The following is a 24607-nucleotide window of genomic DNA, read 5'->3' as shown; positions in this document are numbered from 1 at the left end:
GGCTGGGCGGGCTGGTGACCACCGCCGTGCCGATCCTCGCCGGCCGCACACTCAAGGTCACCCGGGAGGACTACGACCGGGTTTTCGACGTCCAGGTGTGGGGGTTGTGGGAAGCGGTGCGCACCGCGCTGCCCGAGCTGGAAAAAGTTGGCGGCTCCGTGGTGGCCGTGTCCAGCCTGGGTGCCAACCACTACGCGCGTTACTACGGCGCGATCGGTCCCGCGAAGGCGGCGATGGAGAACCTAGTCCGCTACTACGGCGCGGAACTGGGTCCGCGGGGCGTGCGCGTCAACGCGATTTCCCCATCACTGGTCGACAACCCCGGTCATGGCGGGGAGGACATCATCGCCGGTGTCCACGACATGCAAGCCGAGGTCGCAAAGAAAACTCCACTGCGGCGGTTGGGTCATCCCGACGAGCTGGCCTCGGTGATCGTCGCGCTGCTCAGCAGTGACTTCCGATTCGTCACCGGGCTCACCATCCCGGTTGACGGCGGATACAGCCTGCTGGCCTGAGATCACGCACGAAAGACGTTGGCAAAGTTGAAATTCCGACTCGACGAATCAGAAGCCAAGCTCCGTGATGAGCTGCGAACCCACATCGACGAGTTCAGCGCCGCCGATATGGCAGCCATGCGCACGGAGATGACAGCGTTGGAGAGCGACCGACAGGCGCCGGCATCGTTCAACCCGTGGCTGGTTCGGCAGGGTGTGATCGGTCTGGGATGGCCTGCGCCGCTGGGGCGGCCATCATCGCAAACCGAGCGTTTCGTCGCCCATGAAGAGCTCGACTCGGCCGGCCTGCCGACCTATGGACTCGAACAAGCCGAAGCTGTCGGCTGGATGCTGGCTACATTCGGACCTGAAAACCTCGCGGCAGAACATATTCCGCACATCCTCGACGCGAGCTGGTCCTACGCCGGAGGTTATAGCGAACCCGAAGCGGGCAGCGACATGCTGGCGCTACGCACCAAAGCGACCCGTACGTCCGACGGCGATTACATCGTCACCGGCCAGAAGATGTGGACCTCCGGGGCACACATCGCCGACTGGATCTACACCCTGGTCCGAACCGAACCCGACAGCACCCGCCATCGCGGTCTGTCGCTGCTGATGATCGACGCGCACGCCCCCAGCGTGACGATCCAGCCAGTGCGGGTGATGGGCGGATGGCGGGTCAACGCCTGCTTTTTCGACGCCGTGAAAGTTCCGGCTCGAGCCGTGATCGGTGAAGCCGGCCAAGCATGGACGATGATGTCGCAAGCGCTGGACATGGAGCGGTCGATGAGCTTCGGCGGTCGCGAGGCACGTCTGCTGCTCGCACGCTACCTGGACCGGATCGGCCGGCACGGCATCGAACTCGACGATGCGACCTACTGCGACATCGGCGAGTTCATCGTGGAACTCCAGGCCGAGCGACTGCTGGGGCAACAGGTGGTCGCGTTGGGCGAACGCGGCCAGTCCGCTAGTGGCGAGGCGTCGATGAGCAAGCTGCATGGGCCGGCGATCGCGCAGCGCGTCGCGCAGTGGCTCGTCGACGCGCTCGGTCCCGACTCCTACACGCTCGATTCCGCCGACCTGTTGGCCGAGGACGCCGAGCAGTTTTTGCGCGCATCGACGGTGCTGTCAATCATCGGTGGCACCAGCGAGATTCAGCGCAATATCATCGCCCAACGCTGGTTGGGCCTACCTCGAGGCTGAGCGGAAGACACCATGGACCTGGGGCTGAAGGACAAAGTCACGATCGTGCTGGGCGCTACCCAAGGTATGGGCCGGGCCACCGCGGTGCGACTTGGCGCGGAACGCGCCCACGTGGTGTTGTGTTCGCGTGGCCGCGCCGAGGGGGACTCCGAGTACCGGTATGTCACCAAGCCAAGCCTGCAATCGGTCGCCCACGAGGTCGCTGACGCCGGTGCGGCCTCTACGCTGACCGTGGTCGCCGACCTCACCCGCGACGGCGACGCTGAAAAGGTCGTTGCGGAGACCACCGAGCACTACGGACGACTGGACAACGTGGTCAACACGGTGGGGCTCTGCGAGGTGCGGACGTCGCCCCTGGAACCAGATGAGTTCTGGGAGAGGGCCTTTCAGTCGGTTCTGATGACGTCAGTGCGGATCGCGCGCGCAGCGGTGCCGGTCATGCTGGAAAACGGCGGTGGCGCGATCGTAACCACGTCAGCAATGTCCGTGCGGCACTTCATACCCCGAATCGCGCACTACTCCGCGCAGAAGGCAGCGCTGGCACACTTCACCAAGAACCTCGCGAAAGAGTACGGGGCTCAGGGCATTCGAGCCAACGCCGTGCTGCCCGGAATGATCTTGAACGAGCAGCTCGTTGAGGAACGCCGGCAGCGGATGGCCAAGAGCGGCCACACTGAGGACGAGGATTTCAGAGAGCGCAACCGCGCTTGGGGCGGGGCCACCTGGGGCAACCGGTTCGGCATGCCTGACGACATCGCCGACGCCATCGCGTTCATGCTCTCCGAACGAGCGGGCTACATCAATGGCGTGCTGCTCAACGTCGACGGCGGATCGGAATACTTCTAATCACGTGGCGCCAACAGCCCGCTAGAGTGGCCGCGTCACCGGGGCTGACTTGTGCCCTGAGGTCGACCTATCCGGAGTTCACAAGTGTGACGGTGCCGCGGGTGCCGTCGACCTCTACCACGCGACCGTTCGGGAGGTCCCGCGTCGCACGGGTGGTTCCGACGACACAGGGTATGCCGAACTCGCGGGCGACGATTGCCGCGTAGGAGTGGAGACCGCCGATGTCGGTGACGACCGCCGCCACACAGCCGAACGTCGGCGTCCAGCCGACATCGGTGACACGCGCGATGAGAACGCTGTCGGGTTCGATGTCGTCGATATCGTCGGGGGTGGGTACGACGCGCACCTGGCCGCGCACGATACCCGGCGAGGCGCCGATGCCGTGCAGTACTTGAGTGCTGGCGCCCGCGTTATCGCTGCCCAGCGGTTCCCAGCGCAGGGTGAACGTGGGCGGAAGAATCAGCCCTGCCAGCCGCATACGCTCAGCACGACGCGCGGGGATGCGCTCGGCGTAAAGAGCGGGTTTGCGACTTCATCGGGCACTAGGTAGAAGATGTCGCCGATTTCGTCGAAGACTCCGGCGTCGACCTGGCGGCGTCCGATCTCGCGGAGCGCCAGTCGAAGGCGTGGGTACCGTGCATTGCCACGTCTTTTGAGCGTTCGCGCCTCCGCACGGCAGCGTTGAGCGCAGCCACCGCCTGGCGGGGCACCCCAGAGAGCCGCATCGGATCGGCCACGGTCCGTAGGCGAGCGTCGAGGAGGTGAAGACAAAATGGCTTGCACCCGTGGACTCCATCGCGCGCAACACATTGCGGGTACCACCTATGTTGATGTCTTCCGCACCGGTCGACGACCGCAGGGGGCAAGCACGAAGGCCAAATGGACAACCCGATCACAGCCACGCATAGCTCGCTCGACAGCTTCAGCGTCGCGGATGTCACCGCTGATGAAGGTGACCCCTGGAATGTCGACGGTTCGCCGCGCCAGCGCCACCACCGAAACGCCGCGCCGCACCAGGTCGCGACAGATCACCCGACCGAAGACCCCATTGGCTCCGGTGACTAGCAGTCGTATGAAATTCTCCGTTCGGAGACATTGGACTTAACCCGCAAGGGGCGGTGCGTATTACACGCGGCTCGGAAAGACCTCCTGCCACGCCCAGTGCCGATTGAGGGTGCGCGTTTCACCGACGCGCCGAAGCAGGCCCGCGTGTCCCGACCAGCCAGGCCGGGCAGCTGAGAACTCGACCATCTGACCGTTGGGATCTGTAACGAATTCCCACGGTTGTCCGTCTCCCACGTCAAAGGTGATCCGGTCGACGAACTCGTCATCGCGCCAGTCGATCTCGGCGTCGACGCTGCGGGAGTCGACGAGTATGGCATCCGACGACGCCACTGCCGCAAACCGAAAGCGGTCAGCCCCGATGCTCATGTGCCCCCACTCGACCGAACCGTCGGCGTACTCGTTGGCGAAAACGTTCCAACCTCCCTGCAAGCGCATCCAAATCGCGCTGTTGTTCCAGTCGACGCCGTGCGGCAGGTAGCTCTGATCAACGGCGAAGAATCCGGTGACCGGCTCACCGAACATCGTGCCCTCCGCGAAATACGGTGTCGACGTGTAATACAGCGCGCCGGGCTCACCAATCGTCCCCGCCTCGCCCGGTCCATTGCGCCATGGAACGTAGACGTGAAACCCCGGAGCGGCGAGGCCGCCGTGAATGTCGAGAAGTGGCCCTTCGGTGCCCTGCTCCTGCCAGGTGCAGTCACTGTCTCCGAGTCTGACTTCGAAGTTCGCGCCACGCGCCGAACCACCAGCCGTCAAGTCGTAGCCGTCGACAAAGTCACGGCGGACCTTGCCGCCGATGCAAGCCTGGGCGCTTCGGCGGTCGGCCCTCAGCCCGATGTCGTCGGAAGCCATGATTGCGATGTCGCGAGTGGTGTATCCGACCGCTTTGCGCAGCAGGGCGTACGACCGCCCATCCTCGGTCCGCAGGATGCCGTAAAACCACGTGCCTTCCAGAACGAGCCCGAAATATGACCGCGTGACCACACCCTGATCGGCTTCCGGACGGAAAAAGCCGACCAGTGGCTGATGATTGAAATCGGCTCGGCGCGGAAAGGTTTCGGGCATATCTATGTCTCTTCTCTATGTCTCGTCCGAACCTGCATGAGATGCAGGGAGTCCAGTTAATGCCCACCTCGGCAGGGTGAAGCCGCGGTCGAACTGCCACAGGTCGGTGACGTGGTCTCGGGTGGCCGGGTCGGCCAAGGTCCGGGCCAGCTGGGTAAGCCAGGGACCGGGATCAGGCATCGCCGAACTCCAGGCGCGGATACGCCGCGAGTACAACTGGCAGTCGGCCTCGACCGTGAAACCGTAGCCGCCCAGCGCCTGATGCACGGTGGCGGCCACCTGCCGCGACGCAGCGCGCGATTTCGCCGCCGCCATCGCTGCTGCGAAAAGCGGCACAGCGCCGTCGCTCGCGGCGAGATACGCTGCGTGACGGGTGAGCAGATCAGCGGATTGCAACGCGGTGGCCGCATCAGCCAACGGGTGGGCGACACCTTGGAAGCTGCCGACGGGCACACCGAATTGCCGCCGCGTCTTGACGTAGTCGACGCCATAACGAAGCAGCGCCTGCGCCGCACCTACGAGTTGCGCCGACTCCAGGAGAAATCCCCACGCCCGGAACGCTTCGGGATCACCGGTCGCAGGTTCGGAGTTGACGGCTGCCACCACGGCCACCGTCTCGCCTGCGGCGGTGCGGCGCACTTCGGACGGCATCGGTGCGATCCCCAAGCCCGAGCCAACCGCGATCACCACCCGCGCTACCGTCGCCGGAACGACCGCCCGGTCCACGCCATTGGCTATCTCCTGCTCGCCGAGCAGTGCGAGGGCGGGTGCGGTGGACACGAAGGGCACCGGTGCCAGATGGGCGCCGAGGGCCACCGCCGCCCGCGTGAGCAGATAAGGATCGGGCGGTAGCTCCCACAGACCGAACTCGTTCAGCGCGCGATCAAGCCGATCGATCCGGCCCTTCCCCTCAGGGTCAACCTCTGTGTCGCCACGCTCCATCGCCCGCAGGGTGTCCGGGGGACACTCTTTGGCCAAGATGTCGGCGAGCGCCTCACCGAGTTCCTCGGCTTCCCGCGGCCAACGCTCGTCGAACAATTTCAACCCTTTCCCGATAAAGCACTCACCAGGTTATAGTATTTGTCGTGCGCAACACAACGGGACCGTCCGTTTCGGCACTGGGTCACCTCGACATCGACTTGTCGGAGGACGACGCCGCCTTCGCCGAGGAGTGGTCCACGTGGCTCGACGCCCATCTTCCCGCAATGCAAGACAAGCTGATAAGCGCGACCACCGAGGCGGAAAAGCGCCAATTGGCGCGCGATTGGCAGGCCCAGATGGCCGCCGGCGGATGGGCGGCGATCGCCTGGCCGACCGAGTTCGGCGGTCGAGCGGCCACCGCACGCCAACAGCTGCTCTTCTACCTCACTTCGGCCGAGCGCAGGGTGCCACCCCTGGCCGGCCGGATCGGCCTGAACTTGTGTGGGCCCACGTTGATCGCACACGGTAGTCCAGAACAGCAGCAGCGATTCCTGCCGCCCATGCTCGACGGCCGCCATGTGTGGTGCCAAGGCTTCTCCGAACCTGAGGCGGGGTCCGACTTGGCGTCTCTGCGCACCCGCGGCATCGTGGACGGCGACACTCTGGTTATTACCGGCCAGAAGATCTGGACCTCGGGGGCTCAGCACTCCGACTGGATGTTCGCTCTGGTGCGCACCGACCCCGACGCGCCCAAGCGCCATGGCATCAGCTTCGTGCTCATCCCGATGACCGCCGCGGGCGTTGAGGTGCGGCCCATTCGCCAGATCTCCGGCGACGCGGGCTTCAACGAGGTCTTCCTAGAGTCGGTTCGCGTGCCGTTGAGGAACGTCGTGGGCGAGCTCAATGGCGGCTGGAATGTCACGCGAACCACGCTGGCCAACGAGCGGGCCATCTTGTTCCTGGGTCAGCAGATGGCGTTGAGGGCGACACTGAACAAAGCGATCAAGCAGGCCGGCACTCCGGATCGGCATGGCATCCGCGCCGCTGAAGATCCACATCTTCGAGACCGGATCGCGCAAGCGTGGATCGACGTGGAATTGGTACGGCTCAATGGACTTCGCAATCTGGCCAAAGTGCTTACCGGCAAGGAGCCGGGCCCTGAGGGGTCGATGTCGAAGCTGTTCGGCCAGCACGTCGAACAACAGATCCACGAACTGGCACTCGACCTCGGCGGCGAGTTCGCCATTCTCGACTCCGGCGCCGCCGACGCGCCAAACAGGGGCAAATGGGCGCTGGGGTGGCTGCGCACCCGGGCGTCGACAATCGGCGGCGGCACGTCGGAGATCCAACGCAACGTGCTGGCCGAGCGCGTCCTCGGCCAGCCGCGCGACCCGTGGGCTGACGCGTAGATGAAGTTCGAATTCACCGAGGAACACGAGGCGCTACGCGCACTCATCGCGGATGTGTGTGCACAGCAAGCCAATCCGCGCAGTTGCTATGCCGACGACGTCTTCATAGACAACCGACTGTGGACGACTCTCTGCGGTGCCGGTGTCGTCGGCGTCGCTATCTCGGACGCCTTCGAAGGAGGCGGTGCCGGCCCGGTTGAGCAGACCGTGATCGCCGAGGAACTGGGGCGTGCCGTCGGTGCGGTTCCCTTTGCCGAGCACGCCGCGGCGGGCGAGGCCGTGCAACTGACGGGTTCCGACGATCAGCGCAAGCGGCTGCTGATTCCCATCGCCCGCGGCGAGATCGTGGCGGGCATCGTGTTGCCCGAGCCGGCCAACTTGCGTGCCGTCACCGCGACCAGCGACGGGGTGCGGTGGCGGCTAGACGGCATTGTGCCGCTGGTGCCCAACGCCGCCGCGGCGGGCCTTATGGTGGTGCCGGCGCTCGTAGCAGAACGGGCGCGGTGGTTCGTGACCGACGCCGCGCACGTCACGCCGCTGCCTACTGTCGACCGCACGCGTCCCGCCGCCGCTGTCGAGTTCGGAGGTACCGACGCCGAATTGCTGACCGGCGCCGACGATGTTGCGCGGCCCGGCGAGTTGCTGCTGACCATGGCGGCGGCGGAGGCGGCCGGAGCGGCTTCGACGGCGCTTCACACGACCGCGCGCTATACGACCGAACGACGTCAATTCGGGCTGCCCATAGGCACTTTCCAGGCGGTCAAGCACACGTTGGCCGACATGCTCGTCGCCGTCGAGAACGCCCGCTCGGCAGTGTATGGCGCGGCATGGGCGCTCGCGGAGAAGGACGTCGCACCCAATGCGGTGGCAATGGCTCAAGCGGTGGCCACCGAGAACGCGGTCCACGTGGTCAGCGACGCCGTTCAATTGCACGGCGGCATCGGAGTGACGTGGGAGTGCGACCTGCACCTGTACCTGCGGCGAGCCAAAGCCCTCGAGCTCACCTACGGGTCCCCGGCCACACATCGCGCAAGGATTGCCGACAGGCTGCTCAGATCCTGACGGGACATCGCGCGCATGCGGCGCGTGTCATAACCTGGCGACGTCATCGCAGACAGGCCCGCAGAACCTCGCCCAGTGCCTGAGCAAGTCGGATGTCATCCCAGCCTTTTTGCAGCCCTTGCACCACAACCGGCAGTGCGGCCTGAACTTCACGGGTCGGCCCGGGCAGGGCGATCAGACGGGTCCACTCCACCCGGCCCACACCGATACGCACGTGGGGTTTCACGTGGCGGCCATGACCAACCGCGTAGGTGGATAGAACTTCTGTGGTCAAATGTGGATCGCAGCGTTGCAGCGCCTCGATTGTGCGGTCCTTGTCTTCGGCCCCGACGCCGCCGGTGGTGATGATGACGCCGAAGCCCTCCGAGACCAGCCGCAACACACGTCCGACAATGACATCCTCATTGTCGGCGACGGCACCCGCAGCCGCCACTTCGAAACCGGCGCGTCCCAACACTTGTTGGGCCGTCGCCAAGTTCGTGTCCTTGATGTTGCCGGCCACCACCTCCGGCCCAGTCGAAACGACAGCAACCCGTGATGACACATAGGAACGTAGCCGGTTATCAATTTCGCTTGCCCGCGAAAGTGTTTCGTCGACCTTGTCGGACGGTGTTCCGATCATGCCCAAGACGCCGCGAGAGTGCACCGATGCACCTACCGACACCGTGGCACCGGCCACCTCGCCGAGTGCGGCGATCAGCTCAGGTTCTCGTCCGACAATGCCGGCGAGTTCCATTCGAGGTTTCAACACGTCGAATACGACATGGTCATCGCGTGCGTCGGTGACGAATACCAAATCCGGCTCAAGATCCAATGCCTGCGCGGCCGAGGCCGCCAGCAGACGCAGATCCGCCCCATGCAGCGTGATGCCGCGCACCCAAACTTCGGTCTTATCGAGTAATTCGACTTCAGGCATCGCGTACTCAGGTCAACGTCACATTGGGCAGGTCACGCTGGGCCAGCCATTTGGGCATCCGCACTCTTTCGACGTCGTCGATCACCCGCGGTGCTGCTTGGCGAAGCGCCTGCGCGAGCGATTCCGAGACATGCATGGCACCCGGTAGCCCGTCGTATACGAGAACGTTGTCGGAGTTGGCAATCGCCTTGGCTCGCCGCATCGCATCGGCGAGGCCGTCTGTCACCTCGGCGACGTCACCAATCCAGCATGCGGACGGATCCTGCTGCAACCAGTCCATCACCTGTCGGCTGGTGACGAAGGTGGGCACACCTTTCAACAGATACATGTACGGGACCCCGCCGGCCATGTAGTTGATGACGTAGGCCTTGATGTTGGCGTTCTCGCCCATCATGTACTGCCCCACCAGACCCCGTATCGACTCGGGCAGCAGCACCGCGTACAGCGCCGGATTGTCCAGATCGAGCCAGTCGGCGTTGGCGTAGTACAGAACATCGAACGGTATTCCGCCGGCGTAGCTGTAGACCGTGCTGCCATGACCGTCGAAGACGACAGTGACGTCTTTGACTTCGCTCATGAGCCGAATGAGCACGGCGTAGTTACGGAAAATGTCGGTGGCCACGCGGCGATCGAGCCGCAGCAGGTCGTTGTCAGCGTCGACATCGATAACACCTTCGGGGCTGGTATTGAGCACCACAGTGGACACGTAACGCTGTTGCACGAACTCGCTGTCGAACACAGCGCGCGCCACCAGTTGACCCGTGCGCGGTCCGTAACCGAAGTGGTAGGCCGACCGTGTTTCCAGCCTCGTATAGCCCATGCCGAACGGTTTGAAGAGCCGATCCACCATGCGGTGCAGATAGCCTTCCCGCATCTCGGTGACATGGGTGTGGATGAAGTGATCAGCGGAAAACAGCTGCCGAGTCAGATACATCGGACCCACCCGGGTCTCGACTTCGATGCCTTGCCCAATCTGGGGGCATTCCCTGGCGTCACCGAAGCGCCGTTCGAGATCGAAAACACGCATCCAGTCTGGATTCTCGATGTGGCCCATGGACTCAGCGATGCGCAGCCGCACCGTAGCGCCGGTCACCGCCTCCACGTGCTGTTGAATTTCTTCCAGCATCGCCACATAGGCCAACCCCGATAGGGCGAACCCGTGCGGGTTGGCCAGCAGATCGACCCGTTCGCCGGCCTTGATTTTCGACCAGTCGATGCTCTCGATCCGTGCGCGGGTACGCGCCCGCACCTCGTCCACCGCGGTGGGCCCCAACCGGCCATCAGGCGTCCAGATCGGCTCCGGTAGCCAGGGCGTCAGTTCGCGGATCGGCAGGGTCACGATGTCGTCGAGATCGGCGGCGCGAGTGGTGACCACGTCGGCGGGGCGGCGGCCATTCCAGGTGGGCAGCAGCCGCGGGGCGGGCATCGAGCCAATGGTCATGATCAGGCCTCATCCATCTTGAAAAGCATTGCGTTGACGTCTTTTTGCAACCGCAGATGCGGATATGCCTGCACCAGTTCGGGGTCGACCCGGCCATCCGGGCCGACAAAGTTCATCAGCCGTCCTGGTATCCCGTACCACTGATAGCCATTGCGCGGATTGCGTGGTGCATCACCGTGTCCGGCCGCGGCCAGCAGCCGCAAAATCGGGTCGAGGCAGATCTCGGTGCACCCGGTACGCGCGCCGGTCCGCCGCGCGACATCCTCAGGGGTATGGGCTCCATCTAGGACCGCGCCGGCCAACTCGCCGGCCGTGGTATCGGTACAAACGCATACCAGCATGTCCGGCAGGAGCCCAACCTGCATGCATAGCTGCCCGATTGCCTCGGGTGAAACGTCAGCGGTGGATTTGCCCACCTCGAAAGGTTGATCTAGCGGCCGCATCACAATCGCGTCGTCAGGGCACAACTCCATGCAGTTCTGGGCGTTGTAGCAGATGTCGTCCCGCAGGACCGCGACATTGCGGCCGGGGCCCGGCTCATCGGAGCGCCTCGGCCGCATCGAAATCGCCACCGTGGGGCAGGCCAGCACACACTTGTTGCACCCGGTACAGAGGTCCTCGACGATTTCGGCCACCATCGTGACGCGTTTGGCCATGAGCGTCTCCCCAAACCTTGGACCTTAATGCGGATTAAGACGAGGGTATTTCGGACGCCGCCCATCCGTCAACGGATGCAGAGGACGGACTCGCTGGCCGCACATAGGCCAGGAACATATCGACCAGTTGGTCGGTGTAGGCGAGGAAAGTCTCGGCTAACAGGCCGGTTTCTGTTGCCACCTCGACGCCCAGCAGACTGCTGGTCAACAAGTCGGTGGCGGCATCCACATCGACGTCGGCACGGACCTCTCCGCGAGTAATACCCCGCTCGAGCACGTCAACGACGAAGTTCACCCAGGCACCGCGGGCTCGCTCAACGGCACGCTTGACCCTGGGCGATTCCGGGATGTGCAACACAGCGTCATGAATAATTCGCAGCCGTGCGGTGGGCATCGTCGCCCACCGGGACAACCGCGTCCGCAGCCGGTCTTCCACCGACCCGTCGGGGTCATCAGTGATGCGCATGTCCTCGGCGTACTCACGCGCTGTGGTCTCCAGCACCTGCTCAAGCAGGTCAGTGCGGCCCGAGAAATGTGTGTAGAGCGCCGGGGCGGTCATACCGGCGGATTCAGCGACGTGGGCCAGGGTGAGATCGGCGAAACCCTGCTGCGCCACCACCTGCTGAGCAATGCGGATCAATTCGTCACGCCTGCCGCTCGATCGCGGAAGCAGGTCCGCCGACGGAATCTCACCCGGCGTAGGGCGTCGGAGGTCAGTCGGTTGGAGCGACCGCGGCGTCGGCGCGTCGGTGCGCCCGAGCACCAATCCGGCCAGGCGCCAACAGTATTGATTCACCTCATCATCGGGCGGTAATTGGCCGGCGTGGAGGCGAATCATCGTATGGCTGAGCATGGCGCCGGTGAGGACTTCCATGATGGTCTCCGCCGACAATTGGGGCACCGGCTCACCCCGCCCGACCGCGCGGTCGATCACCGTTGCGGCGAGTGTAATCATGCCGTCCGACACTTGGGCCATCAGTTGCCGGAACGCCTCTGTCTGCTCATGGAATTCGGTAGTCAGTCGCAACAATGCCGCCCCGTCGGGTGATACGTACAGACGCATCAGGTCGCGTGCGTAGCCGGCCAGCTCTGCTTGAGCATCACCAAGATCGTCGATGCCTGGTCGGAGCGGAATCTGGCGCAGCGCGTCCATCAACAAATCCTCGGGGCTGTACCACCGCCGGTACAGCGCCGGTTTGCCCACGCCGGCCCGTGCTGCGACATTGGCGAAAGTCACCTGCGACTTTCCTGATTCGCCATAGATCAGGCGAGCGGCTTCCAGTGCGCGTTGCTCGACATCAGGATCTCTCGGCCGACCGCCGCCCGGCCGACGCTGCGACACTTTCGGCTTCCGTGAGACACGCAATGCTATGCCGGCCAACTTATCCGATTCGACGACCCGAGAGCACGACGAACGCGCGTCCCGGCGCATAGGGCGCCTCGTCGAGGGTGATCGAGCAGAGTCCGGGGGCCTCGCTGCGCATCACCCCGAGTATCTCGTCCAACAGTGCGGGAGAAAGTTGCGAGCGCGCATCGGCATTGACCTCTACGAGGACGTCGTCGCCGTCGATCCGGCACCGGACTACCTCGAGCCCGGCGCGTTCACGCAGCATGCGCTCCCCTCGGTCAACCGCGCGCAAACGTTCAGCGGTGACGGCGGTTCCCGTGTAGAGGCGGCTGGCCAGGCAAGGCGCTGCCGGTAGGTCATGCCAAGATCTGCCGCGGCTTCGCGCCAGGGCGCGGATGTGGGCCTTCGCCATGTGCGCCTCGACGAACGGATGCCGCACACCGTGTTCGGCGGCCGCCACCAGACCGGGCCGGTACTCGCCCAGATCGTCGGCGTTCGCGCCGCTCAGCACCGTCCAACCGGGACCGCGCCGGAGCGCCACCGCCGAGATCCGGTCCAGCTCGGTGTAGAGGTGCGATTTGCAGAAGTAGCAACGATTGCGCGGGTTCGCCCGATAGCGGGGATCCTCGAACTCATGCGACTCCACCAGCTCCAGCCGCCATCCCAGGTCGGCGGCCACTTGCCGGACCCGTTCGGTGGCCGACGGCGGAACAGCCGGCGACACCGAGTGAGCGACAAGCGTTGTACGCGGCCGCAATTCGTGCGCGACGTCGGCCAGCAGCAGACTGTCGACACCACCGCTACACGCGATCACGCGGCGCGGTGAGTGCGCCAGCGCCGCAGCCAACGTGTCGAACACCGCTTGCTCGCTCATTTGACGACTTCCAGGTGCAAATCCCACAGCGGCGCATCGAGCACGGCACGGCCGATGTCGACAATGTCGGCGCCCAGGTCGGCGATGCGCCTAAGTTGCGGCTTGGTCACCCCGCCGGCATAGGCGACAAGCACGTCCTGGTCACGTGCGCGCAGCGCGGAACCGACCGCCTCCAGGTCGGCGAGCCGCCCGGTATCGACCATTACCACCCCCGCCCCGGCGTCGACCGCTTCCAACGCCTCTGCGACGTCGGAAACCTGCACGGAGACAGGGCCATGGTGCAACTTCCGTGCGGCCGTCACCGCAGCGACCACACCGCCGAGCATCGCGACCTGATTCTTTCCGACGTAGACGAAATCCTCATCGAGCAGCCGGTGGGACAGCCCGGCGACATCGAGGCCCGCACGCAGCACGGGTTTGAGCGATGCGGGTAGCTTCTTCCAACCGCCGCACACGACACGCAGCCCCGCAGGCGCTGCCGCCTTGACCTCGACGCCTCGGCGCGCGATGCCTCCGGCGAATCCCAGAACGCCCAGAACATGGTCTTCGGCCACCGAGATTTCCCAAGCACTTCCTTCGATGCAGATCAGCGGCTCTCCGGCGCCGGCCCGTTTTCCCTCGACAGCGACGACATCCCATCGTCCGGCCGGGTCGCTCAACGGCGGGCGAACCAGTGCCGTTCCTGCGACCAGTCCCGGCTCGGTCGGACTCACCACGGCGCTGTAGTGACCCGTCAAGCCTGCAACCAGTTCGGCGGTGATACGACGGGGTCGCGCGGACAGCAGACTCACAATCGAGTGACCTCCCGCACACATTGCTCGAACGCTTCCTGTGCAGCGGTCGGGCGGACCGCCCGCAGCTTCATCATTTTGGTTTTGTCGCCCTTCAGTTTGGCTTTGCCAGTAGCGATTGCCCGGACGCCGAGGGCGAGATTCTTTTCGATCATGACGTCGTAGGCCAGCTGGCTCGTCGTCGTCAGGGCCGCTTCGGCATCATCGGAGAATCCGGGCTCGAACCAGCATCCCCGATAGGTTGTCTGCACGCCGACGTCGGTGACATTGACATTGACCACCAAGCCGCGCAACGGCTCGGGCAGTTCGGGCTCGCCGTCTGCCAACAGATCCTTGACTGCCCCGAACCACTGCTCACTGAGAAACGGATACGTCTGGGTCATGCTGCACTCCCGGCTGGTCATCGGACTCGTGGTTCTCGTCATGGGGTTGGTGGTTCATCCGCGTCCGCAGGTGCGCCCGTAGCCGCGCGGCAATCGGCCCGGCCAGCTCGGCGCGCCGCCTGCCCGCCTGCAGGTGCTCGAGGAGGACCGGCGCGACGAGTCGAACTTCTTCATTGGGTCCGGGCAGGGCCACGATCACGCTGCCGTGCAACTCGCCCACACCGATTCGGATACCGGCTTTGGCATGGCGCGCATGACCGGACGGGAAGTAGGTCAGATACGGTGTCGCCGCCTGCGGATCCACCTTGAGCAACGCCTCGATGGTTTGGTCCTTGGTTTCCGCACCCACACCACCGGTCGTGACTATCACGCCGTAGCCCGCGTCCACCGCAGTACGCATGCGTCCTGCGATCAGGTCACGGTCGTCTCGTACCGTGCCTCCGAACGACACGTCGTAGTCGTCGCCGAATACGGCGCTGAGCGTCTCGCGGTTGGTGTCCTCGATCTCTCTGCGATCGACCTCGGCGCCCGTCGACAACACACACACCCGACGGCTGATCCGCGCCGCGATCCTCTCCCCCGCCACATGCGCCGCTGCCAACGCCTCCCGGAGCACGTCGGGGTCGGCGGGGATCCAGCCCAACACACCGTCCGACGTGATTCGGGCATCGGCATGCAGGATCACTCCCGGCACCTCTGCCAGCCGTTGCCGGATCGCCGCCCAGCGGCCAACGAGCTGGTGCGCGAAGATCTTCGGGCGCAGGATGTCGAAAGTGACGACGTCGTCGAGCACATCAGTGACGAGGACTTCATCGGCGGGCAGGTCCAATGCGCTCGCTGCCGCGGCGGCAAGCGCCCCGAGGTTGGCTTCGCGAAGCCGCACGCCTTCCACCCGCAGCTCGCGCTTATCGAGCAGGTCGAGAGTCAGGAGGTCTTGAACATCAGACGGGACATCAGGCACTGCCGACTCCCATCGCGGCCGGATCCAGTCCCCGCTGCTTGAGGTACTTGGGTAGCAGTTCCTCGTCGACGAGCCGGCTGCATTCGGGTGCGTGCGCGAGCAGTTGTTCCCCCATGGACGGGGTCAGGTTGATGGCGCCGTAGCTGCCGTCGAAGCAAATCAGGTTGTTCGAACCGCCCGCCCGTTCGCGCGCCATGTCGACCGCCTGGAACAAGTCGTCGGCCACTTCGGCGTACTCCAGGATGTCCGGATTGGCGAAGTCGCGCGCCAAAACGTCGGCCATGGCGCGGCCAGCGACGATCGTCGGGTAAACCATCGGCAACGACAGCACCGAGAGGCCGATCAGTGCATGATTGAGCACCAGCGCTTTGATTCCCAACAAGACATTGCCGCCGACCATCTTCTCGATGTCGGCAGTATCGTCGGGCAGGTCGAGATCCCACCAGTCGCGTCCGTTGAAGAACAGCTGCCCGAAAATCATTCCCCCGGCATGGATGTAGTAGGGCCACTTCGCGCCGTCAATGATCGGGATGCAGTCGTCGACGGTCCGCAACAGCGCCAGCATCTTGCCGTACGAGCGAAGCATGTCAGTGGTGGTGCGCGCGCCAAGGTTGTCTAGGTTGTTGTCCGCGTCCACGCCCGTCAGCCCGTTGGGGGAACTCTTCATCACCACCGAGAAGGCGAGCTTGCTTCGTACGAAGTCCGAATCGGCGACGGCTCGGCCGATCAGGTTGCCGGTGCGTGGACCCATCTGCATGTGGAAGATCGACCGGGTCTCCATACGGGCATAGGACATTCCGAATGGTTTGGTGATGCGATCGATGGCGCGATGTGCGTATACCTCGCGCGGATCGTCGTAGTGGGTGTGGACGATCCAGTCGGAGTTGTAGACAGTTCGGATTCCGATCAGCGGCCCCAGGACGGTGTCGATCCGGACACCCGCGTCGAGCGGGTTAGCGCCGACGACTTTGCCTGCGAACCGCTCGCCGAGGCCGAAGTAGTCAATCAACTCCTGGGGTTCCTTGCGGCCATGCCAGGCCATCACCACGAGCTTGACGTTGCGACACCCGGTGCGTGAAACGATCTCGTCGCGGATGGCTCCTAACATCTCGGCATAGCCGAACCCGCCATCCATGCCGAACCCGTGTTCGGAGCAAATGACATTGACCCGGTGGCTGGGCTTGATCATGGTCATGTCGACCCGGGCAAGCGCGTCCAGTGTTGCGCCGCGCATCGGCGCACCGTCCTGGCTGTGCCGGTATATGGCCGGCGGAATGTCGGGAAACAGTCGGGTGACCGCAAGCGACACCATGCCCGGGACATCTTTAGCGCGCAGCGGGCGAACCGGCGGACCGTATTGCGACGGCACGATCGCCGGCGGTTCGACGGGAGGGTTGAACGTCGTGCTATCAGCCATGATCGACATCAGATGGCCTCTTCGGTTTCACAGATCAACATCGGCTTCGGCTATTTCGTTGAGGCGCCACTGCTGCTCGAGACCCACGTTGAACAGCGGGTATCGAGCATCCAATTCGGGGTTGATGTCCATCAGCGATTGATCACTGGCATACCGGCGCACCTTGGAATCCGTGCGGGCGTCTCCGGTACCGGCCAAGAGCAATCGCCGCAGCGGAACACTGCAGTACATCAGACACCCGGATTGAACGCCGATCCGTAACGACAACTCCTCGTACGTGCCGGCCCCCTGCAGGATCGCTGCGGCGACCTCCTGTGCCGACCGTCCGGCGCAGGGACAGATCAAGTGGCTGGGCGACATGTCGGCGGCACGGCACATGTCTTTGACGGCTTCGTGGTCGACGTGCGATAGGTCGACGTCGTTGAGCGCTGGCTCGTCGCGGTTGATGCTGCGCAATGCGTCGTCATCGCAGGCGTCGATGCACCGCATGCAAGCGATGCATTTTTCGTGGTCCACCACCGCCACCGCGGCGGTCTTCGGGCCGACCATGACGATCGCCTCGGTCGGGCAGGCTCGTTCGCAGCGGTAACAGCCGGTGCAGTTCTCGTCGATGACCTCGATACCGAATTGGATCGTATTCAAGCAGCACTCCTCTTGATAGGTACTAATTCAGTCCGTAATCTAAGTCACAGAGTGAATGCCATGGACGGATATGTCAAGAACGCCTGCCACGATGCGGCCGACATGTTGATCTACGACCGCAACCGCGCGGACCGGATCGGCTTACCCGAGGCGATTTTCTGCCTGAACAAGCACGCCGACGACGTGGTGCGGATCGTCGAGCACCTCGATGCCTCCGGTGTGGGACCAGTGCTTCTGACGCGCATGTGCGAACAGCAATACGAGGCGGCCAGCAGCCGGACCGATGCGGCTCTGGACTACGACGCCTTATCGCAGACGGCCTTTCTCAACGGCACTCTTCAGGAGCGAAACGCCCGAGTCGGCATCGTTGCGGCCGGCACCTCGGATAGGTCGGTGGCGCTCGAGGCCGCGCGCACGTTGCAATTCTTGGGCATCAGTTCCCGCCTGCACGTCGATGTTGGCGTGGCCGGGCTGTGGCGCCTGCTCGACCGGGTCGATGAGCTGCGCAGCGAACAGGCGCTTATCGTGGTCGCCGGAATGGACGCCGCACTGGCGTCGGTGGTCGGCGGGCTGGTTGCCTGCCCCGTTATCGGTGTGCCGACGTCAACCGGTTACGGTGCCGCCCGGGGTGGCGAGACAGCGCTCAACGCCATGCTGGCAAGCTGTGCGCAAGGGGTGCTGGTGACCAACATCGACAACGGGTTCGGCGCTGCGTGCGCGGCCGCACGAATCGTGTTGGCCGCCAAATGACTTCCACGCTATACCTCGATTGCGTCGGGGGCGTCGCCGGCGACATGCTGTTATCCGCGCTGATCGACGCGGGCGCATCTCTCGATGCGATTCGCTCCCGGTTGCCGGTAAGCGACGTCAGTCTTGACGTGCACGCAGTGCAGCGCCACGGAATCGCCTCCTCGGCACTGAATGTGGCGTTGCCGCATGAGCATGCGCACCGCCGCTGGCAAGACATACGCCGAATCATCGACTCGAGTTCGATGCCCGAGCGCCCAAAGGCTCGGGCACACAAGGCATTTGCGCTGTTGGCTGAGGCCGAAGGACGTGTCCACCGGATCCCTCCCGAAGAGGTGACCTTCCACGAAGTCGGCGCACTGGACGCCATCGTCGACATCTGTGGCGTGGCCTTGGCGCTGGATGAGCTCGACGTCGACGAGGTCGTCTGCTCGCCCCTTCCGCTGGGGCACGGGACCATCAACAGTGCGCACGGAGTGCTTCCGCTGCCGGCTCCTGCCACCCTGGAGATCCTCCGCGGTGCCAATACATTTGGGGTCGACATCAACGGGGAAACGGTCACACCCACCGGCGCCGCGCTCGTGTCGTCATTGAGCAACCGATTCGGCGCGATGCCGCCGATGACCTTGTCAGCCATCGGCACCGGTGCGGGCAACGCCGATTGGCCCAACGTGCCCAACGTCGTTCGCGCGCTGCTTGGTCGGCCGAATCGCCATGTTACGGAACTTGGTCAGGCCGCTCTTGTCCTCGAGACCAATCTCGATGACATGCTGCCGGAATGGGTGCCGGACGTGTTGGCAGCGTGCTTGGCTGCCGGCGCCCACGACGCCTGGACCACACCGGCAACAATGAAACACGGTCGGCCTGGATTCACGCTGTCGGCATTGGTTTCGACGGCCGCGGAAAATTCAGTCGCCCGCGCAATTCTGCGCCATTCCACCACGCTGGGGGTCAGAGTGCGGCGGGTAGAACATCGATGGGCCCTCGAACGCAGATTCGGCACCGTCACTGTCGACGGCCACGCCATAGCCGTCAAACTTGGTTTTCTTGACGGCGAAGTCGTCAACGTCAAACCTGAACACCGTGACTGCGTGCGGGTTGCCGAAGCGACCGGGCGCAGCGTGAAGTCGGTCTGGGTCCAGGCCCTCGGGGCGGCTCAGGAACTCGCGTCGGGAGCGTGCCCGGAGCAGGATCGGTCGTGGTCGCACCACACTTGAAAGGCCGGCGCATCGTGCCGATCTACTCGCGATCAACGTCGTTATGACCATGATTGCGGCGCTGTGATGCCATCATGGGCAGAAGCGCGAACTCGCAACGGTGGGAGGCTCGTGACAGGTTCGATGGGGGCCACTCCCTTACGCTCGCCGCGACTGAGCCATCACGTGATCCGGCTAGACGATGGTCACCACGTCGGTGTCACCGTGGGCGGCCAGGGCATTCCGCTGGTGTTCCTGCACGGCATCGGGTTGAACGGAAGCGTCTACACGCGCTTTCTGAGTCGACTCAGCACGCACGGCTTTCGTGTCATCGCGATCGACGCGGTAGCACATGGCCGCACCGCCCCGCTGCGCGGCAGCGACTTCCGCTCGGGTGTGGCCCTGTTGGTGAGGACGCTGGATAGGCTCGGCGTACGTCAGGCCGTGGTGGTCGGGCACTCCATGGGCGGACGCGCGACGATCGAACTCGCGGCCGGACAACCCGATCGTGTGCTGACCGCGGTCCTGCTGGATGCCGCGGCCGGCGACGCCTTCGATGCATCCGCCAAACGAGCGCTCGAATCGTTGCCGGCGCTCGCCACCGGCTTGTGCGGCGCGCTTTACGACACCGGCGTGGACTGGTGGCGGTGCCGCAATTGGCGCGATCGACGCCTCTACGGCCTGTCATTGGCAGCTGCTTTGGCGCGTTGGGGGGGACGACCGCACCTGCTGGCGGCCGCCATCAATTCGGTAGCTAATTCGGCTCCCACTGGCGAGTTGCTTCGTCGTGTCCGCGGGCACGGTGTGCCGGTCATCGTCGTGCATGCCGAGAACGACATCCTGGTGCCTTTTCGCAACGCCGTCACGATGGCAGAATACGCCGGAGGCTCGCTTCACAAAGTGCCACACGCGTATCACTCGTGGATGATTGCCGATCCCCAGCGCGGCGCCGATACTCTTGGACGCCTTATGAATACCGAACTGGATCAGGTGCTGCGGCGAGAACCTCGAGCGCCGGCCCATGGCAATGCCACCACTGCGTCGGCCGGCTTTCTTGCCCCGGGCGCCCTTGCGGCCGTCCTGGGCCTCGTCGCTGGTCCTGGATAGGCTGAAACTGCACGTGCGACAAGACCGCCCAGGCCTGGTGCCAAGCACTCCCCGTCAGACGTGGCATCGCGCCTCGGCCAGCCATCCATCACGGTGAGCCGGTGTGTACTCCGTAAGAGTACTTTTCCGCCAGCTCATGTTTGTACAGCTTGCCGGTGTCGGCGCGAGGCAGCTGATCCTCGAAGGAGATTGACCGCGGACACTTGTAGTGTGCCAATTGAGTTCGCAGCCAAGCCAGCAGCTCTGAGGCGAAGTCCTCGTTAGCGTCGGCCGGGTCGACGGTTTGCACGACACCTTTGACCGACTGGCCCATCTCCGGATCGGGGATGCCGAACACGGCAGCGTCGAGCACCTTTGGGTGCGTGATCAACATATTCTCGGCTTCCTGGGGGTAGATGTTCAGTCCGCCGGAAATGATCGTGTGGTGGCGTCGATCCGTGAGATAGAGATAGCCGTCTTCGTCGAGATATCCGACATCGCCTACCGTCACCCAGCCGTGCGCATCGCGTGACGCCGCCGTCTTGGCGGTGTCTTTGTGATACGCGAACGGCAGGCCGCCTTCGTAGTAGATGTCGCCCGCTTTGCCCGCGGGAAGCTCCATCCCGTTGTCGTCGAGGATGTGCGGAATTCCCACCAGTGTCTTGCCCACCGAGCCGGGATGGGTCAGCCATTCCTCCGCTGTGATAAATGATGTGCCGGCGCCCTCCGAGGAGGAGTAGTACTCGTCGATGATCGGCCCCCACCACTCGATCATCCGCTTCTTGATGTCCACCGGGCACGGGGCGGCCGCGTGAACAACCCGCTGCAGACTGGACAGGTCATACGAGTTACGCACAACCTCAGGTAATTTCAGCATCCGAACGAACATTGCGGGCACGAACTGCGCGTGTGTGACGCGGTAGCGCTGGATGGCCTCGAGTGCCTGCTCGGCATCGAATTTCTCCATGACCACGGTGGTGGCGCCCATGGCCTGGATGGATATCGACCAGTAGGCCGGCGCGGTGTGATATAGCGGTGCTGGATTCAAATAGACTGCCTCGCCGGTGATTCCGACCGCTGTCAGCAGTGGCGTGAGCAAGTTCGGCGCGTCGGCCGGCGTGGTGTGATGCAGTTCGCGCATTATCCCCTTGGGCCGCCCGGTCGTTCCCGATGAGTACTGCAGCAGGTCTCCCTCGAGCTCGTCGGCGATGGGAATGCTCGGCTCTTCGGCGACGGCATCGGGGTAGCGCAGCCAGCCGTCGAGGTCGTCGTCGGCCACCAGCCGCACGGCCGGCAATCCATTGGGCAGGTGTTCGGCAACGCCCCCGCATACCGCGCGCGTCGCGCTGGAGCCGATAACCGCCTTGGCGGCGCTGTTTTCGATGATGTATGCGGCTTCGGCCGCGGAGAGGTGGGTATTGATCATCGCGTAGTACAGCCCGGCACGTCGTGCCGCCCACATCACCGCGTGGGTGTGCTCGTTGTTCTCCAGTATCGCCGCGATGACGTCACCCTCGACGAGTCCGCACCGGCGGAAGTAGTGCGCCAGCCGGTTGGCGCGTGCCTCCAATTCAGCGAAGCTCAGTTCAGTCCGAGAAGGATGCAGAATGACGGCGGGTTTGGCCGAGTCCATGTGCCCTCGGATCTCCATGATTCTCCTACGTTTTCGGTCCGTGCGTCACCGAGATGAGGCGTGTTGCTCGGCGAACGCGCTCAGCCGGGCAAGCGTCGTGCGGACCTGATGCTTGAGCCGACGGGGCCGGCCGGTGAGCCTGTCGAGAAACAGCACAATCGCCGGTGTGTCCACCGACTCGAAGCTTTCGCTGATGAGGGTGCCAGCCTCGTCGGCAACGAGGTGGTACGTCCATCGCGTTCGCGCACCGGACCAATGCCGCGCGGAATACGCGAAGCACCTGTCGGCATCGAAGACCTCAATCGTGCAGATCGTGGCCCACCGCATGGGTCCCCAACGATTAGACCCGCGGAACCGGGTTCCGACTCCCACCGAACCACCGCCACCCAACCAGGTGCAGCCGGTGCACTCTGGGCTCCATTGCCCCATCCGAGTGACGTCAGTGAGCGCCTCCCAGATGTCGTGTGCGCCAGCGGCCGAGTACCAGACCACATAACCGCTGATCGGCGCGGCCAAGTTGGTCAGCGTTGGCGGCACCGAGCACACCCATCCCCGTGGGCTTCGACACCCTGAATCCTGATTTCACCCATCTCTCAACGACTTTCGCCGTCCCGTGTGGTCATCGGTGATGCGATCGGTATTCGCCGAGAACCGGCCATGAACATAACTGAGGAATCGATCCACCGCTGCCACCGTTGCCGCGGTCCTCACGGTGGGCACCGCTTCCCACATGTGCTGTGCACCGGGAAGTTCAGCATAGGCCACCGGTTGGCGGGACACCCGCCGCAACTCGCTGGCGAATCTCCGCGCCTGCGTCGGGAAGCTCAGCGTGTCGATGTCACCATGCAGGATGAAGAACGGCGGCGCGTCCGGCCTCAACCACGACATCGGTGATCCGTGGTCCCACGCGGTCGGCGCTGCGGCAGGTGACTGGCCGATGACGACTCTGGTCAGGAAGGCTTCTTGTTCCGGAGGAGCTTCGCCGGTTCGGTCCAGCAGGTCATAGACGCCGTAGAACGGTACCGCCGCGGCCACTGACGTGTCGGCCTCCTCGAAGCCGGGCTGAAAGACGGGTTCGCTAGCGGTCAGCGCAGCCAGAGCTGTAAGGTGCCCGCCGGCTGAGCCTCCGGTCAGCGCGACGAAGTCCGGATCGCCTCCGTGGGAGGCGATTTCACGCTTGACCCACGCGAGCGCACGCTTGACATCGATGATGTGCGCCGGCCAGCGCGCCGCGGGAGCGAGCGAGTAGTTGATCGCCACGCAGACCCATCCCCGCTCCGCCATGTGTGCCATCAGCGGGTAACCCTGGCCGAGCTTGCTTCCGGCGACCCAGGCGCTGCCGTGAATCTGCACCAGCACGGGCGCGTGTCCATCTGCAGGGAGATCCGCGTGGTGCCAGATGTCCAAGTGATTGCGGACACCGGCGGTGCCGTACAACAGGTTCTCGTGGCGCAGATATCGACGGCGTTGGCTAAACCGAGGAATCCACGTGTCCTTGAGGCGCATCGGCGTGTCCTGACCAGTCTCGTCGGGGAGGTGCGTACCGTACCCGGGTTCCAACGCCGCGGTGAGCGCCGTGTCAAGTACCTTTGCCGCCCGCTTGGCGGTCGCTCTGGCCCGCAGCAAGGCGAGCCACGACGCGACAATGGCACCCGCTGCGAGTCTCCCCCGCCTGCTGTGCAGCGCGCTAGGCAACAGCTCTGCGGCGATCAGCGCTTCACCGAGCAAAACATGCAGCGGGAACTCGCTCGCCACCAGGCTCACGAAGAACAGCGGAACCACAGAGGCTGCCGATGACAACCCGGGCAAGATCCGGCGCAGCACCCAGTCAAGCCTCGTCGTGTTCGCCACTGCGGCAGCAAACCCGCTCGCCGTGGCAAGCAGTGCCAATGCGGTGGCCGCTCTAGACCGAAGTTACTGCTGGTAAATAAGGGAAATGGGGTGCTGAGCTGGGTTTTGTGGCGACTCGGCAGGAAAAGTGTAGCCACTAATAGTAGCGTGTTGCTGCTGATGTGGAACGAATTCACGTTGTAGCATTGTGATGTGGCTAAACCAGTCGCTATGCACGTAGCCCGGACATCGAGTAACTACGTCGACAAGTCGGGCAATGTTCGCCGTTACGAATCGGTCTTGGTGCGCCGCACGTTCCGCCATGACGGCAAGGTGCGCCACGAAACGCTGGCCAACCTGTCCAAGCTGCCAGAGGAGGCGGTCACCGCGATCGAAGCGGCCTTGAAAGGCCAAGCGCTGGTGGCGGCCGGTTCGGAGTTGCGTTTCGTCAAGTGGTTTGGCCCCACTGATCTGCATGAATTTTGGCCCCGGGCGTTTGGTGTTGGGGCTTGATAGTTGGTGTGCTGGTTCGGCGGCAGCGAGGTGCGCTGCGTGTTGGTGTGCGGTGTCGAGTTCGGCGGCGGTGTGCTGGGCGTATCTGATGGCGTTTTGCAGGTT

26 protein-coding genes and 1 pseudogene are annotated in these 24607 nt (G+C 64.3%); 9 read left to right on the top strand and 18 right to left on the bottom strand.

What is annotated here, in order from left to right:
- The 3 genes from EET03_RS28895 to EET03_RS28885 form a co-directional block, all read left to right on the top strand.
- Positions 1 to 515: SDR family oxidoreductase (locus EET03_RS28895; RefSeq protein ID WP_136625781.1), on the top strand; the 515-nt coding region annotated here is incomplete at its 5' end.
- A 27-nt stretch (positions 516 to 542) separates the two neighbouring features.
- Positions 543 to 1700: an acyl-CoA dehydrogenase family protein gene (locus tag EET03_RS28890; protein ID WP_244232590.1), complete on the top strand. Its 1158-nt coding sequence runs from the start codon at positions 543 to 545 to the stop codon at positions 1698 to 1700.
- Positions 1701 to 1712: 12 nt separating this feature from the next.
- Positions 1713 to 2546 carry an SDR family NAD(P)-dependent oxidoreductase gene (locus tag EET03_RS28885; RefSeq protein ID WP_075543036.1) on the top strand — a complete coding sequence of 278 codons (834 nt, stop codon included), beginning with the start codon at positions 1713 to 1715 and terminating at the stop codon, positions 2544 to 2546.
- A gap of 67 nt (positions 2547 to 2613) precedes the next feature.
- Here EET03_RS28885 and EET03_RS28880 read toward each other — a convergent pair whose 3' ends face one another.
- The 5 genes from EET03_RS28880 to EET03_RS28865 form a co-directional block, all read right to left on the bottom strand.
- On the bottom strand, positions 2614 to 3024 hold the full coding sequence (locus tag EET03_RS28880) for a PEP-utilizing enzyme (protein ID WP_075543035.1): 411 nt from the start codon (positions 3022 to 3024) through the stop codon (positions 2614 to 2616).
- 54 nt (positions 3025 to 3078) lie between these two features.
- Positions 3079 to 3405: an NAD-dependent epimerase/dehydratase family protein gene (locus tag EET03_RS33220; protein WP_425271573.1), complete on the bottom strand. Its 327-nt coding sequence runs from the start codon at positions 3403 to 3405 to the stop codon at positions 3079 to 3081.
- The gene (locus EET03_RS33215; protein WP_425271572.1) at positions 3369 to 3560 is read right to left on the bottom strand and encodes an NAD-dependent epimerase/dehydratase family protein; all 192 of its coding nucleotides are present in this window, start codon (positions 3558 to 3560) and stop codon (positions 3369 to 3371) included. The genes EET03_RS33220 and EET03_RS33215 overlap by 37 nt, the downstream gene beginning before the upstream one ends.
- A gap of 111 nt (positions 3561 to 3671) precedes the next feature.
- Positions 3672 to 4676: a hypothetical protein gene (locus EET03_RS28870; RefSeq protein ID WP_075543033.1), complete on the bottom strand. Its 1005-nt coding sequence runs from the start codon at positions 4674 to 4676 to the stop codon at positions 3672 to 3674.
- A 15-nt stretch (positions 4677 to 4691) separates the two neighbouring features.
- Positions 4692 to 5720 carry an acyl-CoA dehydrogenase family protein gene (locus EET03_RS28865; RefSeq protein WP_075543032.1) on the bottom strand — a complete coding sequence of 343 codons (1029 nt, stop codon included), beginning with the start codon at positions 5718 to 5720 and terminating at the stop codon, positions 4692 to 4694.
- Between the two features lie 41 nt (positions 5721 to 5761).
- Here EET03_RS28865 and EET03_RS28860 point away from each other — a divergent pair, with 41 nt between their 5' ends.
- Complete coding sequence (locus tag EET03_RS28860; RefSeq protein WP_075543031.1) at positions 5762 to 7006, top strand: acyl-CoA dehydrogenase family protein; 1245 nt, start codon at positions 5762 to 5764, stop codon at positions 7004 to 7006.
- Positions 7007 to 8068, top strand: coding sequence for an acyl-CoA dehydrogenase family protein (locus tag EET03_RS28855; protein ID WP_075543030.1), 1062 nt, complete (start codon positions 7007 to 7009; stop codon positions 8066 to 8068).
- A gap of 43 nt (positions 8069 to 8111) precedes the next feature.
- Here EET03_RS28855 and EET03_RS28850 read toward each other — a convergent pair whose 3' ends face one another.
- The 10 genes from EET03_RS28850 to EET03_RS28805 form a co-directional block, all read right to left on the bottom strand.
- Entirely contained in the window at positions 8112 to 8984 is an 873-nt protein-coding gene (locus EET03_RS28850) for a molybdopterin-binding protein (protein WP_075543029.1), read from the bottom strand.
- A 7-nt stretch (positions 8985 to 8991) separates the two neighbouring features.
- Positions 8992 to 10425, bottom strand: coding sequence for a hypothetical protein (locus EET03_RS28845; protein WP_075543028.1), 1434 nt, complete (start codon positions 10423 to 10425; stop codon positions 8992 to 8994).
- 2 nt (positions 10426 to 10427) lie between these two features.
- Positions 10428 to 11081, bottom strand: a complete 654-nt coding sequence (locus EET03_RS28840; protein ID WP_075543027.1) for a (2Fe-2S)-binding protein — start codon at positions 11079 to 11081, stop codon at positions 10428 to 10430.
- A 34-nt stretch (positions 11082 to 11115) separates the two neighbouring features.
- The gene (locus EET03_RS28835; protein WP_075543026.1) at positions 11116 to 12423 is read right to left on the bottom strand and encodes a TetR/AcrR family transcriptional regulator; all 1308 of its coding nucleotides are present in this window, start codon (positions 12421 to 12423) and stop codon (positions 11116 to 11118) included.
- Positions 12424 to 12463: 40 nt separating this feature from the next.
- The gene (gene larE, locus EET03_RS28830; protein WP_075543025.1) at positions 12464 to 13303 is read right to left on the bottom strand and encodes an ATP-dependent sacrificial sulfur transferase LarE; all 840 of its coding nucleotides are present in this window, start codon (positions 13301 to 13303) and stop codon (positions 12464 to 12466) included.
- Positions 13300 to 14016, bottom strand: coding sequence for a nicotinate-nucleotide pyrophosphorylase (locus EET03_RS28825; protein ID WP_167470741.1), 717 nt, complete (start codon positions 14014 to 14016; stop codon positions 13300 to 13302). Before EET03_RS28825 ends, larE begins: the two co-directional genes overlap by 4 nt.
- 74 nt (positions 14017 to 14090) lie before the next feature.
- Positions 14091 to 14477 (bottom strand): hypothetical protein, encoded by a 387-nt coding sequence (locus tag EET03_RS28820; protein ID WP_075543023.1) that lies wholly within the window; start codon positions 14475 to 14477, stop codon positions 14091 to 14093.
- Positions 14449 to 15438 (bottom strand): molybdopterin-binding protein, encoded by a 990-nt coding sequence (locus tag EET03_RS28815; protein ID WP_075543022.1) that lies wholly within the window; start codon positions 15436 to 15438, stop codon positions 14449 to 14451. The genes EET03_RS28820 and EET03_RS28815 overlap by 29 nt, the downstream gene beginning before the upstream one ends.
- Entirely contained in the window at positions 15431 to 16855 is a 1425-nt protein-coding gene (locus EET03_RS28810; protein WP_075543059.1) for a hypothetical protein, read from the bottom strand. The genes EET03_RS28815 and EET03_RS28810 overlap by 8 nt, the downstream gene beginning before the upstream one ends.
- 27 nt (positions 16856 to 16882) lie before the next feature.
- Positions 16883 to 17497: a (2Fe-2S)-binding protein gene (locus EET03_RS28805; RefSeq protein ID WP_075543021.1), complete on the bottom strand. Its 615-nt coding sequence runs from the start codon at positions 17495 to 17497 to the stop codon at positions 16883 to 16885.
- 60 nt (positions 17498 to 17557) lie between these two features.
- Between EET03_RS28805 and larB the strand changes: the two genes are divergently transcribed.
- From larB to EET03_RS28790, 3 genes are all read left to right on the top strand, one after another.
- On the top strand, positions 17558 to 18247 hold the full coding sequence (gene larB, locus EET03_RS28800; protein WP_208649160.1) for a nickel pincer cofactor biosynthesis protein LarB: 690 nt from the start codon (positions 17558 to 17560) through the stop codon (positions 18245 to 18247).
- Complete coding sequence (larC, locus tag EET03_RS28795) at positions 18244 to 19461, top strand: nickel pincer cofactor biosynthesis protein LarC (RefSeq protein ID WP_075543020.1); 1218 nt, start codon at positions 18244 to 18246, stop codon at positions 19459 to 19461. The genes larB and larC overlap by 4 nt, the downstream gene beginning before the upstream one ends.
- Positions 19462 to 19665: 204 nt before the next feature.
- The gene (locus EET03_RS28790; protein WP_167470740.1) at positions 19666 to 20547 is read left to right on the top strand and encodes an alpha/beta fold hydrolase; all 882 of its coding nucleotides are present in this window, start codon (positions 19666 to 19668) and stop codon (positions 20545 to 20547) included.
- 88 nt (positions 20548 to 20635) lie between these two features.
- On the opposite strand, the gene fadD4 is transcribed toward EET03_RS28790, so the two are convergent.
- From fadD4 to EET03_RS28775, 3 genes are read right to left on the bottom strand one after another with little or no spacing between them, the layout of a single operon-like run.
- A complete protein-coding gene (gene fadD4, locus EET03_RS28785) occupies positions 20636 to 22177 on the bottom strand; it encodes a fatty-acid--CoA ligase FadD4 (RefSeq protein ID WP_075543018.1) in 1542 nt (513 codons plus the stop codon).
- Between the two features lie 27 nt (positions 22178 to 22204).
- A complete protein-coding gene (locus EET03_RS28780; RefSeq protein WP_167470739.1) occupies positions 22205 to 22696 on the bottom strand; it encodes an SRPBCC family protein in 492 nt (163 codons plus the stop codon).
- Positions 22697 to 22741: 45 nt separating this feature from the next.
- A complete protein-coding gene (locus EET03_RS28775) occupies positions 22742 to 24010 on the bottom strand; it encodes an alpha/beta hydrolase (protein WP_075543016.1) in 1269 nt (422 codons plus the stop codon).
- 210 nt (positions 24011 to 24220) lie between these two features.
- Between EET03_RS28775 and EET03_RS28770 the strand changes: the two are divergent.
- A pseudogene (locus EET03_RS28770) lies at positions 24221 to 24427 on the top strand (IS1634 family transposase); the annotation flags it as partial.
- Between the last annotated feature and the right edge of the window lie 180 nt (positions 24428 to 24607).

The sequence above is a fragment of the Mycobacterium innocens genome (assembly GCF_900566055.1).
GTDB lineage: Bacteria > Actinomycetota > Actinomycetes > Mycobacteriales > Mycobacteriaceae > Mycobacterium > Mycobacterium innocens.
This window is presented reverse-complemented; position numbering and strand designations above follow the sequence as displayed.

What these genes read in the sequence shown, in the direction of transcription:
- EET03_RS28885 (WP_075543036.1), top strand. Translation starts at nt 1,713, where the DNA reads ATGGACCTGGGGCTGAAGGACAAAGTCACGATCGTGCTGGGCGCTACC.
- EET03_RS28880 (WP_075543035.1), bottom strand. Translation starts at nt 3,024, where the DNA reads ATGCGGCTGGCAGGGCTGATTCTTCCGCCCACGTTCACCCTGCGCTGG.
- EET03_RS28870 (WP_075543033.1), bottom strand. Translation starts at nt 4,676, where the DNA reads ATGCCCGAAACCTTTCCGCGCCGAGCCGATTTCAATCATCAGCCACTG.
- EET03_RS28855 (WP_075543030.1), top strand. Translation starts at nt 7,007, where the DNA reads ATGAAGTTCGAATTCACCGAGGAACACGAGGCGCTACGCGCACTCATC.
- EET03_RS28850 (WP_075543029.1), bottom strand. Translation starts at nt 8,984, where the DNA reads ATGCCTGAAGTCGAATTACTCGATAAGACCGAAGTTTGGGTGCGCGGC.
- EET03_RS28845 (WP_075543028.1), bottom strand. Translation starts at nt 10,425, where the DNA reads ATGACCATTGGCTCGATGCCCGCCCCGCGGCTGCTGCCCACCTGGAAT.
- EET03_RS28840 (WP_075543027.1), bottom strand. Translation starts at nt 11,081, where the DNA reads ATGGCCAAACGCGTCACGATGGTGGCCGAAATCGTCGAGGACCTCTGT.
- larE (WP_075543025.1), bottom strand. Translation starts at nt 13,303, where the DNA reads ATGAGCGAGCAAGCGGTGTTCGACACGTTGGCTGCGGCGCTGGCGCAC.
- EET03_RS28820 (WP_075543023.1), bottom strand. Translation starts at nt 14,477, where the DNA reads ATGACCCAGACGTATCCGTTTCTCAGTGAGCAGTGGTTCGGGGCAGTC.
- EET03_RS28810 (WP_075543059.1), bottom strand. Translation starts at nt 16,855, where the DNA reads ATGGCTGATAGCACGACGTTCAACCCTCCCGTCGAACCGCCGGCGATC.
- larB (WP_208649160.1), top strand. Translation starts at nt 17,558, where the DNA reads ATGGACGGATATGTCAAGAACGCCTGCCACGATGCGGCCGACATGTTG.
- larC (WP_075543020.1), top strand. Translation starts at nt 18,244, where the DNA reads ATGACTTCCACGCTATACCTCGATTGCGTCGGGGGCGTCGCCGGCGAC.
- fadD4 (WP_075543018.1), bottom strand. Translation starts at nt 22,177, where the DNA reads ATGGAGATCCGAGGGCACATGGACTCGGCCAAACCCGCCGTCATTCTG.